Origin of the sequence: Martinezella lusitana, from assembly GCF_014207095.1 — a bacterium.
Taxonomy (GTDB): Bacteria; Pseudomonadota; Alphaproteobacteria; order Rhizobiales; family Rhizobiaceae; genus Rhizobium; species Rhizobium lusitanum_B.
Genome location: NZ_JACHBG010000018.1, coordinates 68,798 through 83,025 on the forward strand (window position 1 = coordinate 68,798; position 14,228 = coordinate 83,025).

The following is a 14,228-nucleotide window of genomic DNA, read 5'->3' on the forward strand; positions in this document are numbered from 1 at the left end:
GGCCCGTTGAATGCGATATCAGCCAGACAGGACGACGGACATGCCGGCAGAATCACGGCAGACCCGTTCGAGCCGGATTTCTGGCCGCTCCGATCTCTTTCCAAAACTCGTTGCGATGCTGAAGCTGATCGATGCACAGCACTTCGCCGTTTACCGCCTGCATGGCTCCGGCTTGCCGCACAAGCATCGTTTGGTTTGCGAGCTCGACAATTGGGGCTCCGCCAATTCCGTGATCGCCAAATCCTTCCTGGAAGCCTATGGCGACGCGATGATCGAGCATATCGACAAATCGCTGCTTCCGCTCATGTGGAACGGCCGCGATAGCGACAGCACGGCCGAGACGCCGGACTTCGCGGCCTTCACCCAGCGCCTCAAACCTCATCTTCTGCCCTTCGCCGGCGTGGCCTTTCCCGTGCGGCTGGGCGCCGTGGGCAACGGCTATGTCGTCTTCACGGCGAAGTTCATGGATCTGGCGAGCGACGTGATCGTCGAGCTGCACGGCCGCAGCTGCCGGGTCATGATGGAGCTCTTGTCGCTGGACGAACGCCGTTCACAGGCCGCCGAGGCGCTCAGCGAGCGCGAAATTGCCTGCCTGCAGCTTGCCGGCGATGGGCGCATCAGTGAGGAAATCGCCGAGAAGCTGGGATTGTCGGTTCACACCGTCAACGCCTATCTCGGATCGGCGACGATCAAGCTCGACAGCGTCAACCGCATCCAGGCGATCGCGAAGGCGATTCGCTTCGGGTACATAAGCTGAAGCATATCGCCCCACTTGCGCAGCGGTTTTGTCTCTGAAGCTGCTCGCCGGCATCGTCGAGCAAAGAAATTGAGCGGGGCGGTACGGCTTCCGCCGATACACGCCGCTCCAAGAAGTCATTCCTTAAAGCCTGATTCTCTAAATCAGATTACTCGCACGGGCTCGCCGCGGGTGACGTAACGCGAATCCTTGAGGCTGCGTGCAAGAAGCGCCGTGTTCTCGTCCGGATCCGCGGATGCCTTGTCGAAGGCGATGTGGTTGATCTCGATGCCGGCATAATGCTCGGTCAGGGCAAGCTTGGCATAGATGACCACGCCGCGTGGCTTGATTTCCAGATCGAGCGTAACTTCGGCGGGGCCGCCCCAATCGAGCTTATAGTCGCCGCCAAGGCCGAAATTGACTATGCCCGGTAAGAAATACAGCTCTGCGGCCGACGCCACGAGATCGGCAAGATTACCATATCGTTCGAAGCGCAACAGAGAGATCAGGTCGGCGGCGTCGAGCAGACGCAATTCGCTCGCGACAGGGCTGATGGCTTCGGCAAGTATTTGTTCTCGTTGGGCAGAGTAGGGGCATTTTTTCATATGGTTTATCGTACCCGTTTTCCATTCGACTGCACGGCGTAGACTCGGTGGATGAGTTCGGCGACAGCCTTGTAAAATACTGACGGTATGACGCTATCAACCGAGACTTGCGCAAACATGGAGCGGGCGAGGGGAGGGTCCTCGAAAACGGGAATATTGTTGGTCTCGGCTATCTCCCTGATTTTCAAGGCGATCAGATCCTGACCCTTGGCAACGACAACAGGTGCGTCGTTTTCCTCGCGCACATACCGCAGCGCCACGGCAAAGTGCGTCGGGTTGGCGATGACGAGGGTGGCGCGGGGTACCTGCTTCATCATGCGTCTGCGGGCGCGGTCACGCGCGATCGAACGTTGGCGCGATTTGACGATCGGGTCGCCCTGCGATTGCTTGTGCTCGTCCTTGACCTCCTGCTTGGTCATCTTCAGCTGATCGAACCAGTGGTGTCGGCTCCACAGAATGTCGGCGACGCCGACGACCACGGTCGCCATCAGCACGATGATCAGGATACGCTGCACGATTGCCGAGAGACGGATGAAGATCGTCTGCGGATCCGACGCCATCGCGTCGATCGAATGGAAGAACTGCCCGCGCAGCACGAAAAACATCACGACGCCGACCAGCAGGATCTTCGTGAGCGACTTTCCGAATTCCACCAGGCCGCTGACGCTGAACAGGCGCTTCCAGCCGGAAACGGGCGATATCCGCGAAAACTGCGGCCTGATTCGCTCGAGCACAGGCGTCGGCAGATTCTGGAACATCGAAGCGCCGACGCCGAAGGTCATGAAAAGCACCACGGCGGGAAGCACCATATTGGCGACTTCCCAGCCTATGCGCACGAAGAGCGAAATGGCGTCTGGACCGGTTTCGAGCTTCCATTGATCCGGCTTTTCGAAGAGGTCGCGAAGAACCTCGCCCATGCGGCCCATGCGTGTCGGCAGAAAGAAGGTGACGTAGATGACCGTCGCGAGCATGGTGGCGAAGATGGTCGCTTCCCTGGAGTGCGGCACATTGCCTTTCTCCTGGGTCTCGCGGAGTTTTTTCTCCGTCGGGTTTTCTGTTTTACTGTCCTTGTCTTCGTCAGCCAAAGCAGCCGCCCTTTACGCAACGGAAAGAGGCCGCGCATCACACGCGGCCTGATCTGAGCACTTTAAGACAATTCAAGTGAGTCGCGGTGAGATTACGCCGCTTCTTCCACAGGCGTATTTTCTTTCTGCTTGAGCTCGATCTGGCCGGAGTTGGCAAGCCGGATAGCTTCCTGGGCGATGGCGCGACGTGCGATAGCGATTTCGCGCGGATTGATGCCGTTCGTGCCCGTCTGCAGATCGGATTCGATCATGCGGCGCTGACGCGGGCTGATCGAAGACAGAACAATCTCGCGGATCTCCGCACTCGAACCGCGCAGCGCCATCGTCAGAATGTCCGAAGCGATGTCGTTGAGCAGCAGCACGCGGCTTGGCTGCGGCATGCGCGTGAGATCGTCGAACAGGAAGATCTTCGGACGAACCTTTTCGACCGATTCCTTGTTGATCGATTCGAGCGAGCTGAGCAGCGTATCCACCTGCGGCTTGTCGAGTTCGTTCATAAGGTCCGCGACCTTGGTCGAGCCGGAAGCGTTGCGCTCGGCATCGATCTCCGCCATCAGCCCGAGAACGCGATTCTCGATGATCTGTGCGGCCTTCGGGCTGACTTCCTTCAGGTTGACGGTGCGGTTCATGATGTCTGCGCGCTGGGCTTCGGGAAGCTGCAGCAGTACCTTTGCGCCGAAAGCGGAAGGCATCATCGACAGGACATAGGCGATGGTCTGCGGATGTTCGCGCAGCAGGAACTTGGCGACGAAGACGGGGTCTGCTTCGCCCAGGCGGTCCCAGATGGAGGTTTCATAGGCCTGGAAGGCGGTGCGGCGGCCGAGCAGGCTATCCACTTCGTCCGGCGTCAGGCCTTCCTCGAGAATGCTCTCGATCGCCTTGGCGTTGTCCATCAGGCCGGCGCCTTCGGTGAACAGGTCTTCGAATTCGGCCACGAGCTGGGCAAGTTCGTCCGGCGGAATGAGTCTCAGCGATTGCGCCGAAGCGATGATCATCTGCAATTCGTTCTGAGTAAAATACTTGAGCAGCCGTCCCGCCACTTGCTTTCCCATAGCAAGAAGGACGGCTGCCGCCTTTTCAGTCTGAGATAACGGTTTCTCGGCAAGCGTGCCGCTGAAATCGTCAAAGTCCATCATGGTCTTCGTCTCCATCCCGCACAGGGAGTGGGCTCATCCTGAGCCGGGTTCAGCTTTTCTTCGTGTTGTAGATTTCAGTGAGCTTGATGCCGAATCTGGTGTCATCATGTTCCAGAACGGTAATCTCGCCCCGACCGATCTTGCGGCCGTTTACGGTAATTTCGACCGGTTCGCCGATCTTCTTGTCGAGCGCGATAATTGCGCCCTCGGTCAGGTTCATCAGGCCGGAAACCTGCATGCGGCTGCTGCCGAGAACGATCTGGACGTCGATCGGAATGTCCATGATCATGTCGAGATTGGCGGCAAGCGCGCTGCCGAGAGGAGCAGGCTCAAGCTCCGGCGAGGAGCTGCCGAAATCGCTGTCATCGAAGGCTGGGCTGGAAGCGTCGTCGCCGAAATCGCCGAAGGTGGAAAGATCCGTGCTGGTCTCCGCGGCAAAAGTGCCGGCATCGAGGTCCGGCATGCCGCCATCGCTGTCCTTCTTCAGGACGCCGCGCAGGCCGTCGATGGCCTCATCCAATGCGGCGTCGCTGTTTGAAATGTCCAGCGATTCGTCGCTGTCTTGCTGTATCGTCTTCGTAGCCATGAAATCACTATTCCAGTTGAAACTTGCCTCAAGCTGCCGTGGATGGGAGGGAGCCCATCCGCCAGCCGGTCAATTCATTAGGTGTCGAAGAAGCTCGTCGTCGGAGTTCACGTTGTCCTTGACGCGCACCGTATAATTTTCGCCGGAACGGCCGAATTCGCAAATATAGAGGTCCTTGCTGTTGGCGCTGACCTCGACCCGGACGTCGCCGGTATTATCCATGAAAGGAATGACGTCGCCGACCGCGAGCTTCGAGATCGTGTCCAGCGTCAGCGATTGCAGCCGGATACGGGCGTCAAGCGTCACCTGCGAGCGGCGCACCTGTTCGCTGAGCTGCTCCGACCACGCCTGAGAGGCGGCTGTCGGATTCTTCGCACGCGGCGCGCTGATGACGGTCCGCAGCAGATCGCGCTGAGGCACGATGATGATGATCTCGGAGACGCATTTGCCGAGCGAAATTGTCATCGTGATCGCTGCTGCAAAATCATCGTTGCTATCGGCGAGCGGCGCTGGATGATCTTCGATATTGCGCGGCGGATCCAGATAGGGCTCGAAGCCGCCGGGAGCATTGACGGCGGAACGAAGCACATTGGCGATCTTCTCGAACACCATGACGGAAAGATCAAGCTCCATCACCGAAAGTGGCCTGGCAATGGCCACCTCCATGTCCTCAGGCCGGGCGCCCAGCATGTGTTCCATCAACGTCATGATGAAAGCCGAGCCGCAGCCGAGAACGAATTTGGGTGCCCAGTTGCGCAGCGATCCGTTGACCAGGGCATGATTGCCACCAAGTCTCGAGATCAGCTCGTTCATGAGGCCGGACTGACAGCCGGTATAGGCAATATTGATCTCGAGTCCGGTTTCGCTCTTGATGATATCGGGCAGAAATTCGGAGTAGACCTGGGCGAAGGCGGTGCCGAGCTTGGCGAGCTTCGCCTGATCGCCGAGATTGCCGGTGAGCTTGGCAAAGAGGGTGCGATCCATCGCGGGCGTCTTTTGTGCGGATTGCTGGCTCATGATCGTCAGGCTGCCTTGCTTTCGCCGCCGGGGTTCATCATTTCCTGCTCGACGGCGTCGATGGACGGACGCTCGTACGAGGAGATGGTCTTGCGGCCGTATTCGAGCGCGACCTGCGGTACGGAGCCGTTCATGTAAGCCAGCAGCGTCTGCTTCACGATGACATAGAGACGATGCTGCTTGTTGCGCACGACCTTGATCTGGGAAACCAGCGGAGCGCAGACGGAATAGGACAGGATGATGCCGAGGAAGGTGCCGACCAGCGCCGATCCGATCAGGTGGCCGAGGACCTCGGGTGATTCGTTGATGTGGCTCATGGCCTTGATGACGCCCAGAACGGCGGCGACGATACCGATGGCAGGGAACGAATCGCCCATGATCGTGATCGCGTGGTAGGGCTTCATCTTGTCGTGCTGCATGGTGTCGAGTTCTTCATCCATCAGCGCCTCGATCTCGTGAGAGCGGGCGTTGCCGATGATGATGAGACGGACGTAATCGCAGATGAAAGCCGTCAGATCCTTGTTTTTCAGGACCGTCGGGGCGGCCTGGAAGATCGCCGATTCATCCGGATTATCGATATGAGCTTCGATCTCGTTGCGCGACTTGGTGCGCAGGTCGCGCATCAGGGCGTAGAGCACGCCCAGCGTATCGAGATAATTGCGCTCCTTGGGGACCGCATGACGGAAGGCTTCTCCGAGCGCCTTGCCCGAATCCTTCACGACCTTCATCGGATTGGCCATGATGAAGCCGCCGAGACCGGCGCCTGCGATAATGACAAATTCGAAGGGCTGGAACAGCGCGCCTACGTCTCCGCCCATAGCCATGAAGCTGCCTATGATGCAGCCGCAGGTCACTACAAATCCGATAATAATGTTCATCGTCGGTCCACACCTGAACGTTGCTTCATACGATGAACTAGGGGAGCTGCCTTGCGTGAGGCTGTTCGTTGCTGCCGTTCGGTCGTCTTTTGCCGTGTCAGCTTCGCACAAGCCAATGCCGGCAGGATAGCGGGTAAGGGCATCGATGCCCCGCTAACGAAATGTAGGAGCGCCCTAGCGTTTCCTTTCCCGTTATTCTCCAATGTCCGGAGGGCGTTGAAAATGCAGTCTGGTATCTATGTGGCGCTATCGTCCCAGATGGCGCTCGAGCGGCGTCTGACGACGATCGCCGACAACTTGGCCAATGTGAACACGACGGGTTTCCGCGGTACCGAGGTCAAGTTCGATCAGGTTCTCAGCAACACTGAAAACAAGCTCAACGCCAAGGTCGCCTTCGTTTCGCAAGGCAACGACTATCTCTCCGTGGAAAATGGCGAACTGCAGAATACCGGTAATTTCTTCGATTTTGCCGTTAAGGGCGATGCTTGGTTCGGCTTGAATACGCCGGCCGGCATGGTGCTGTCGCGCGACGGCCGCTTCACCATGTCAGAGAGCGGCGCACTGGTTTCCGTGCGTGGCTTTCCGGTGGTGGATCCCGGCGGTGCGCCGATCCAGCTCGACCCGGCGGGTGGGGCGCCGACAGTGTCGTCAAACGGCACGATTAGCCAGAACGGCAAGACCATGGGTCAGATCGGCCTCTACTCGGCAGATGTCACCAAAGGTTTCCTGCGCTACCAGAATAGCGGCATCCTGCCGACCGATACGCCACAGTCGGTCATCGACCGCTCGAGTGTCGGCATCGCGCAAGGATATCTCGAAAATTCCAACGTCAACGGCATGCGGGAAATGACCAACCTGATCGAGGTCAGCCGTGCTTTCGACAATATCAGCACACTTACCAGCAGCAGCGAAAGCACGCTCACCGACGCGATCAAGACCCTCGGCGGCAGCCAGTAACGGGGACGGATCATGGTCGAGGATCGGTTGCCGGAGGGCGTGATGTCGCCGAAGCTCTCGCATATGGCTGTCCTTGCGGGGCAGTATGCGATGGCGGAAAATGCCGTGGCCCATGGCGGCCACGTGCGCACCATCGCCGCCGGCCACTACACGGTTGCCGGTCTTTCCAGGCAGGTGCGTCTTGGCGATTTCGTTGCACATCGTTCCAAGACGGGGGTCCATCTGGGCGAAGTCGTGCGTGTCGAGCCGGAGCTGACCTATGTCTGTCCGATCGAGCCGGGCGAGCCGATCGGCATTCAGGACACGATCATTCGCAAGGGTGCCTTCCGCATCTCTCCTGACAACAGCTGGTGCGGTCGCACGATCAACTCGCTCGGCGAGCCGATCGACGGGCTGGGACCGCTGACACAGGGGCTCGAAGCGCGGTCGATTTCCAATACGGCGCCGTCCTCGATGACGCGCAAGCGCGTCGAAACCGGTTTCAAGACCGGCGTGCGGGCCATCGATATCTTTTCGCCGCTCTGCCTCGGGCAGCGTCTCGGCATCTTCGCCGGTTCCGGTGTTGGCAAGTCGACGCTGCTGTCGATGGTGGCCAGGGCCGAAGCTTTCGACAAGGTGGTCATCGCGCTTGTCGGCGAACGCGGTCGCGAAGTGCGCGAATTCATCGAGGATACGCTCGGACCCCATATGCAGAAGGCAGTGGCCGTCGTCGCCACCAGCGACGAAAGCCCGATGCTGCGCAAGATGGCGCCTTTGTCGGCGATCACCATCGCCGAGCATTTCCGCGATCAGGGCGACAACGTGCTGTTGATCGTCGATAGTGTCACCCGTTTCGCTCATGCCATTCGCGAGGTTGCGACCGCATCCGGCGAGCCGCCGATCGCCCGCGGCTACCCGGCCTCGGTCTTCACGGAATTGCCGCGCCTGCTCGAGCGGGCCGGCCCCGGTCCCGAAGGCACCGGCACCATCACCGCCATCATTTCCATCCTCGTCGATGGCGACAATCACAACGATCCAATCGCCGACTCGACCCGTGGTATTCTCGACGGTCATATCGTTCTGCAGCGCAGCCTTGCCGAGGAAGGTCGCTATCCGCCGATCGATCCGCTGGCGTCGGTGTCGCGCCTGGCGCGCAAGGCCTGGACGCCGGATCAGGAAAAGCTGGTCTCCCGGCTGAAAGCTCTCGTGCATCGTTATGAGGAAACCCGCGATCTGCGTCTGATCGGCGGCTATCGCCAGGGCAGCGACGCGGATCTCGATATCGCCGTCCGCCAGGTGCCGATCATCTACGACGTCCTGAAGCAGACGCCGGGAGAAGGACCGTCGGACGACTCGTTCACCGATCTTGCAACCGCCCTGAAAAATGGCTCCGCGGCAGCGGTGCCTGTTCGAGGGAGGTGACGCCGCGTGATGGATCGCTTCAATCAATTAGTGTCGGCAGCCGGCCGACATCCCGGCATTCAGTGCCGTAAGAGGGGGCAGACGTGAGAGAAACCGACGCAGACGAACCGGTCGCTCCGCCGAAACCGGCGAGAAGGCGAACCGTCACGGACAAGGCGCTGGCCTGCACCGGCCTGGTGCTTGCCGGGGCCTCGGCCTTCTTCCCGTGGTATGTTTTCCTGAACCCGGACAAGTTCGGTATCCAGGTGGCTGAAGGCGATCGTACCCGCGATCTGCCGAATTGGCCGGGTCGCCAGGTTGTAAGCGTATCGCCGCTCGCCATGGTCAATAAGAATCCCGCCGAACCGCGGGATCTCATTCCGGATCCATTGACCACCGCGACCGTGAGCAATGCCGGCCGCGAGGACGACAAGGGGCCGGCGGCCGATCAGCAGCCGTTCCCGGGCAAGGTGCCATTTCACCTGCTGCACGTCGTCAACGGCCGGGCTCTGATCGAGGACGATACGGGCATGTATGTCGTGCGCGTCGGCTCGGTTCTGCCCGACAACAGCCGTTTGGCGTCAATCGAACAACGCAACGGAAAGTGGATCATCGTCACCTCCACGGGCGATGTTTACGGCAACAATTGAAACAGCCGGAAGCGCCTGTGTTTCAGGCACTTTCAAGACCTTTACAGGAACGCATTTCCCGCAAGTCCCACGCAAGATTATCCCGCTAGATTCTGAGTGTAAGAACGGAGAGAAGCCCATGCAACCGATTCAGCTCTTTGACCTGGCCTCGCGGCAAGCCGAGTGGCTACAGGCGCGTCAAGAGGTTGTTGCCGGCAACATCGCCAATGCCAATACCCCGAAATATCGCGCCAAGGACGTTACGCCGTTCCAGGCCGTTCTGGAAAACCAGAACGTCACCATGGCGAGAACCAATCCGGCGCATCTTTCGGGCAATGATTTCAGCGCGAGCGGCAACGTCAACGTAGAGGAAGCGCCGCTCAATCAGGAAATTGGTGTCCAGGAGTCGGGTAACACCGTCGGCCTGGAAGACGAGCTCGCCAAATCCGGTGAAATCAAGCGCCAGTACAGCTTGAACACCGCACTCGTAAGCTCCTTTCATCGCATGATGCTGATGGCCGTAAAACAATAGATGAAGTGAAGATGTCATGGACCCGTTATCCGCCGCATTGAAGATCGCAGGCTCCGGCCTGGAAGCTCAATCGACCCGCCTGCGCGTTGTCTCCGAAAATATCGCCAACGCCCGTTCGACGGGCGACACTCCGGGCGCCGACCCCTATCGGCGCAAGACCGTGACCTTCGGTGCCGAAATGGATCGCGCCAACGGCCTCACCACCGTCGGCGTCAAGAAACTCGGCCACGATACGGGCAAGTTCATCCAGGAATATGATCCGGGCAATCCGGCCGCGGATCAGAAGGGCTACGTCAAGATGCCCAACGTGAACGTCCTGGTCGAAATGGCCGACATGCGCGAAGCCAACCGGTCCTACGAAGCCAACCTGCAGACTGTCAGGCAGGCTCGCGACCTCATCTCCTCCACGATTGACCTGCTGAAGAACTCATAATGATCGACTCCATCAAGAATGTCGCCTCTCTCTCGGCAACCCGCGGCCTCGGCAGCATCGCCACCGATCTCACGTCTGCAGCTTCCAGCACGCTGAACGCCTCTCCGGCGGTCGCCATGGGAGCGGAAGCCGGAATGAACTTCGCCTCCGTCATGTCGAATGTCGCGAAGGACTCCATCAGCACACTGAAGGAAGCGGAAAACGCCTCCTTCGCCGGCATGAAGGGCACGATGAGCACGCGCGAAGTCGTCGACAAGGTCATGCAGGCCGACCAGACCCTGCAGACCGCGATCGCGCTGCGCGACAAGGTCGTTTCCGCCTTTCTCGATATTACGAGAATGCAGATCTAGAGCGGGATCTCCCGCCCTAACTACCTGATTCCGCGTGAGTTGCTCGCTGGCCTTATCTCCGGCTTCGACGACCACGCCCAAGCTCGAAGGACGAAAGCATGAGAGCGCTCGCAATTGCCGCAACGGGCATGGACGCCCAGCAGACCAATCTTGAAGTCATCGCGAACAACATCGCGAACATCAACACGACCGGTTACAAGCGTTCGCGCGCAGAGTTCTCCGACCTTCTCTATCAGACCGAGCGCGCCAAGGGCATCTCCAACCGACCCAACCAGGCGGTGGTTCCGGAAGGCGCCAATATCGGTCTCGGCGTGCAGACAACAGCTGTGCGTAACATCCAGATCCAGGGGCAATTGTCGCAGACGCAGAACGACCTTGACGTCGCGCTCGTCGGTCGCGGCTGGTTCCAGATCAAGATGCCTGACGGCACGATGGCCTACACGCGCGCTGGATCGTTCAACAAGAGCGATACGGGCCAGATCGTCACGCCCGATGGCAACGTGCTGGCGCCGGGGATTACGATCCCGAGCAACGCCACCAGCATCACCATCAACCAGTCCGGCCAGATCGCCGCCAAAATCGGCACGGCGACGACGCCGACCGTCCTCGGTCAGCTTCAGATCGCCAACTTCGTCAACGAAGCCGGCCTGCAACCCATGGGCAGCAACCTTTTCACGCAAACACCGGCCTCTGGCAGCCCGGTCATCTCCGATCCGAACCAGGACGGCTTCGCCTACATGAAGCAATACTATCTGGAATCGTCGAATGTCGATCCGGTCAAGGAGATCACCGACCTGATCACCGCGCAGCGCGCCTACGAGATGAATTCCAAGGTCATCACGACGGCCGACGACATGGCGCAGATCGTCAGCAAGAACCTGAAGTAGCGGGAAGGACGGGCTGAACATGAGGTTTCGCCGGATGAAAAGCTTAGCAATGGCCTGGTTCGCCGCCGCGAGCCTTTCGGTAATGTTCGCAGCCGCTGCGCCGGGGGGCGCTGCAGGCGCCGATACCGGTGGCATGGGCACCGCTGTCGTACCGACCGAGACGATCTATCCCGGCGACATCATCAACAAAGGTCAGCTGGAAGAGGTCGAAGTCACTAACCCCAATCTGACGGGCGACTATGCCAAGCGCATCCCGGAGGTCACCGGCAGGGTATCGAAGCGGACGCTCCTGCCCGGCCGCACCATCTCGATCTCTTCGTTACGGCAGCCCTATGCGGTAACGCGCGGCTCCAATGTCCGCCTGGTCATGAGCATGGGCACAATGACGATCACAGCGGCAGGCACGCCGTTGGACGATGGCGCGGTTGGCGACAGCATCCGGGCCCGCAACATGGATTCCGGCATCATCGTCAACGGCACGGTTCTCGAAAACGGCACGATCCGCGTGGTCGCAAAATGAAACGGCTTCGTCAATTTCTCGCGATCCTGTTTGCATTGCCCAGCCTGATCATTGCCGATCCGGCCGCCGCGATGCAATCACGCATCAAGGACATCGCGTCGCTGCAATCCGGCCGCGACAATCAGCTTATCGGGTATGGCTTGATCGTCGGCCTCCAGGGAACGGGCGACAGCTTGCGTGCGTCGCCTTTCACCGAGCAATCCATGCGCGCAATGCTGCAAAACCTCGGCATTTCGACGCAAGGCGGTCAATCCGCAGCCAAAAATGCCGCAGCCGTCATGGTGACGGCGAACCTGCCGCCGTTCGCAAGCCCCGGCAGCCGTCTCGACGTGACGGTAAGCTCGCTCGGCGATGCGACATCGCTGCGCGGCGGCACGCTCATCATGACTTCGCTGAGTGGCGCTGACGGCCAGATCTATGCGGTCGCGCAGGGTTCGGTCATCGTTTCCGGCTTCCAGGCACAGGGTGCTGCTGCATCGGTCACCGAAGGCGTCACCACGGCAGGTCGCGTCCCCGGCGGTGCTATCATCGAGCGCGAACTGCCGTCCCGCTTCAAGGATTCGGTCAATCTAGTCCTGCAGCTGCGCAATCCGGACTTCTCCACATCCATCCGTATTGCCGATACCGTCAACGCATGGGCAACGTCGCGCTTCGGCTCGCCGATCGCCGAGGCGAAGGATTCGCAGGAAGTCTCCATCAGCAAGCCGAAGATGTCCGATCTGACGCGACTGATGGCCGACATCGAGAATCTCAACGTCCAGACGGATACGCCGGCCAAGGTCGTCATCAACGAGCGCACCGGAACCATCGTCATCGGCGCCGACGTTCGGGTCTCCCCGGTCGCGGTGAGCTACGGAACGCTGACCGTACAGGTGAGCGAGAATCCGCAGGTGATCCAGCCCGAGCCCTTCTCGAACGGGCAGACGGCCATCCAGGACCAGACCGACATCACAGCCACGAAGAGCGGCGGTCGTGTCGCAGTGCTCGAAGGACCTGACCTGAAGACGCTCGTTTCCGGCCTCAACAATATCGGCGTCAAGCCGGACGGCATCATCGCCATCCTGCAAGGCATCAAGTCTGCCGGCGCCCTGCAAGCGGAGCTCGTGCTGCAATGATATCGATCGTAAGCTCCAAGAAGATGCTCATCTCCTGCGGTCTGTCGGCTGTCTCTGCAGCGGCCCTCTTGCTGCTGTCGCTCGGAGCGGGCGCGGCGCAACAGGCGCCGAAGCCGGTTGTCGATCCGGCCTCGAGCCAGGATGAGATCCGGCAGTTCTGCACCAACATCGCCGATCCGGCCCGCGATCAACGCTATCTGCTGCAGAAGCAGGAGCTGGAAAAGCTGCAGGCCGATGTCGACAAGCGCATTGCCACCATGGACACGCGCAAAGCCGAATACGAGGACTGGCTGAAGCGTCGCGACGACTTCCTGAAGGCGGCAGATGTGGGGCTGGTCGATATCTATAAGAACATGAAACCGGATGCCGCCGCGGCCAGCCTTAATGACGTTAGGACGACGACTGCGGCCGCGATCATCATGAAGCTTTCGGCGCGTCAGTCGAGCCTCATCCTTGCGGAGATGGATGCAAAAAAAGCGGCCACGATCACCAACATCATCGCCAGCGCATCCAACCCGAACACATCGAAGTCGAAGGACCCCTCATGAACACGCGTGTTAAGGCCGCCTGTGCAATCGTCGTCTTTCTCGCCGGTTGCCAGTCGCAGGCCATGAAGGAAATCGGCAGGGCGCCTGCCATGAGTCCGATCGGCAGCGGCCTGCAATATGCGCAGACGCCGCAGATGTCGCAGTATCCGAAGAGGCCGCACCAGGTCGCGCAGGGCTATTCGCTTTGGAATGATTCACAGGCCGCCCTCTTCAAGGACGCGCGCGCACTCAATGTCGGCGACATCCTGACCGTCACGATCAAGATCGACGATAAGGCGAACTGGGACAACGAGACCAACCGCAGTCGCGTGAACAAGAGCGATATGGGCTGGAACGTCACCGCCAAGATTTTCGGCTGGCAGCCCAGCACGAATGCGAATGCGACGTCGGGCTCCGATACGAGCACGGACGGCAAGGGCAAGATGCAGCGCTCCGAGCAGATCAACCTGCTCGTGGCCGCTGTCGTCACCGGTATTCTCGAGAACGGCAACCTGATGATCAGCGGCTCGCAGGAAGTCCGCATGAACCAGGAAATTCGTATTCTCAACGTTGCCGGTATCGTCCGCCCGCAGGATGTCACCTCGGATAACACCATCTCCTACGACAAGATCGCCGAAGCGCGCATCTCCTATGGCGGTCGGGGTCGCCTGACGGAAGTACAGCAGCCGCCGAGAGGCCAGCAGGCGGTCGATCTTCTGTCGCCGCTCTGACAGCTGACGGCATCGTATAAGTTAGATGCATTTCCAGGAAAAGTGCGCAGCGGTTTTCCGTCCGGAATGCGAGAGAAAACAAGAAAGTAGAGCGCTTCCGCGATTCTGAGAAAAGCCGAAACGC

The 14,228-nt window shown here is 59.8% G+C and carries 18 protein-coding genes; 12 read left to right on the plus strand and 6 right to left on the minus strand.

Annotated features, from left to right (window positions below; all coding sequences use genetic code 11):
* The first annotated feature begins 10 nt into the window (after window positions 1-10).
* A complete protein-coding gene (gene visR, locus GGD46_RS25865; protein ID WP_409527715.1) occupies window positions 11-757 on the plus strand; it encodes a transcriptional regulator VisR in 747 nt (248 codons plus the stop codon).
* A 143-nt stretch (window positions 758-900) separates the two neighbouring features.
* On the opposite strand, the gene GGD46_RS25870 is transcribed toward visR, so the two are convergent.
* From GGD46_RS25870 to motA, 6 genes are all read right to left on the minus strand, one after another.
* A complete protein-coding gene (locus GGD46_RS25870; protein ID WP_184709413.1) occupies window positions 901-1,341 on the minus strand; it encodes a hypothetical protein in 441 nt (146 codons plus the stop codon).
* Between the two features lie 5 nt (window positions 1,342-1,346).
* Window positions 1,347-2,426 (minus strand): flagellar biosynthesis protein FlhB, encoded by a 1,080-nt coding sequence (flhB, locus tag GGD46_RS25875; protein WP_184709415.1) that lies wholly within the window; start codon window positions 2,424-2,426, stop codon window positions 1,347-1,349.
* A 92-nt stretch (window positions 2,427-2,518) separates the two neighbouring features.
* Window positions 2,519-3,562: a flagellar motor switch protein FliG gene (gene fliG / locus GGD46_RS25880; protein ID WP_184709417.1), complete on the minus strand. Its 1,044-nt coding sequence runs from the start codon at window positions 3,560-3,562 to the stop codon at window positions 2,519-2,521.
* Window positions 3,563-3,611: 49 nt separating this feature from the next.
* Window positions 3,612-4,148, minus strand: a complete 537-nt coding sequence (fliN, locus tag GGD46_RS25885) for a flagellar motor switch protein FliN (protein ID WP_184709419.1) — start codon at window positions 4,146-4,148, stop codon at window positions 3,612-3,614.
* A gap of 69 nt (window positions 4,149-4,217) precedes the next feature.
* The gene (locus tag GGD46_RS25890) at window positions 4,218-5,165 is read right to left on the minus strand and encodes a FliM/FliN family flagellar motor switch protein (RefSeq protein WP_246806481.1); all 948 of its coding nucleotides are present in this window, start codon (window positions 5,163-5,165) and stop codon (window positions 4,218-4,220) included.
* Between the two features lie 5 nt (window positions 5,166-5,170).
* Window positions 5,171-6,043, minus strand: a complete 873-nt coding sequence (gene motA / locus GGD46_RS25895) for a flagellar motor stator protein MotA (RefSeq protein WP_004128566.1) — start codon at window positions 6,041-6,043, stop codon at window positions 5,171-5,173.
* A 222-nt stretch (window positions 6,044-6,265) separates the two neighbouring features.
* On the opposite strand from motA, the gene flgF reads away from it, so the two are divergent.
* The 11 genes from flgF to flgH all read left to right on the plus strand — a co-directional run bounded on the left by flgF (window position 6,266) and on the right by flgH (window position 14,104).
* Window positions 6,266-7,000 (plus strand): flagellar basal-body rod protein FlgF, encoded by a 735-nt coding sequence (flgF, locus tag GGD46_RS25900; RefSeq protein ID WP_184709421.1) that lies wholly within the window; start codon window positions 6,266-6,268, stop codon window positions 6,998-7,000.
* 12 nt (window positions 7,001-7,012) lie between these two features.
* The gene (gene fliI / locus GGD46_RS25905; protein ID WP_184709423.1) at window positions 7,013-8,401 is read left to right on the plus strand and encodes a flagellar protein export ATPase FliI; all 1,389 of its coding nucleotides are present in this window, start codon (window positions 7,013-7,015) and stop codon (window positions 8,399-8,401) included.
* Between the two features lie 83 nt (window positions 8,402-8,484).
* A complete protein-coding gene (locus GGD46_RS25910) occupies window positions 8,485-9,030 on the plus strand; it encodes a flagellar protein (protein ID WP_184709425.1) in 546 nt (181 codons plus the stop codon).
* Window positions 9,031-9,148: 118 nt separating this feature from the next.
* Complete coding sequence (gene flgB, locus GGD46_RS25915; protein WP_184709426.1) at window positions 9,149-9,541, plus strand: flagellar basal body rod protein FlgB; 393 nt, start codon at window positions 9,149-9,151, stop codon at window positions 9,539-9,541.
* 16 nt (window positions 9,542-9,557) lie between these two features.
* Window positions 9,558-9,974: a flagellar basal body rod protein FlgC gene (gene flgC, locus GGD46_RS25920; RefSeq protein ID WP_184709428.1), complete on the plus strand. Its 417-nt coding sequence runs from the start codon at window positions 9,558-9,560 to the stop codon at window positions 9,972-9,974.
* Entirely contained in the window at window positions 9,974-10,324 is a 351-nt protein-coding gene (locus GGD46_RS25925; protein ID WP_184709430.1) for a flagellar hook-basal body complex protein FliE, read from the plus strand. Before flgC ends, GGD46_RS25925 begins: the two co-directional genes overlap by 1 nt.
* A 98-nt stretch (window positions 10,325-10,422) precedes the next feature.
* Window positions 10,423-11,211 (plus strand): flagellar basal-body rod protein FlgG, encoded by a 789-nt coding sequence (gene flgG, locus GGD46_RS25930; protein WP_184709432.1) that lies wholly within the window; start codon window positions 10,423-10,425, stop codon window positions 11,209-11,211.
* Window positions 11,212-11,245: 34 nt separating this feature from the next.
* Window positions 11,246-11,731 carry a flagellar basal body P-ring formation chaperone FlgA gene (gene flgA / locus GGD46_RS25935; protein ID WP_409527716.1) on the plus strand — a complete coding sequence of 162 codons (486 nt, stop codon included), beginning with the start codon at window positions 11,246-11,248 and terminating at the stop codon, window positions 11,729-11,731.
* A complete protein-coding gene (locus tag GGD46_RS25940) occupies window positions 11,728-12,846 on the plus strand; it encodes a flagellar basal body P-ring protein FlgI (RefSeq protein ID WP_184709436.1) in 1,119 nt (372 codons plus the stop codon). The genes flgA and GGD46_RS25940 overlap by 4 nt, the downstream gene beginning before the upstream one ends.
* Window positions 12,843-13,394: a MotE family protein gene (locus GGD46_RS25945; RefSeq protein ID WP_184709438.1), complete on the plus strand. Its 552-nt coding sequence runs from the start codon at window positions 12,843-12,845 to the stop codon at window positions 13,392-13,394. The genes GGD46_RS25940 and GGD46_RS25945 overlap by 4 nt, the downstream gene beginning before the upstream one ends.
* Window positions 13,391-14,104 carry a flagellar basal body L-ring protein FlgH gene (flgH, locus tag GGD46_RS25950; RefSeq protein WP_184709440.1) on the plus strand — a complete coding sequence of 238 codons (714 nt, stop codon included), beginning with the start codon at window positions 13,391-13,393 and terminating at the stop codon, window positions 14,102-14,104. The genes GGD46_RS25945 and flgH overlap by 4 nt, the downstream gene beginning before the upstream one ends.
* Window positions 14,105-14,228 lie beyond the last annotated feature (124 nt).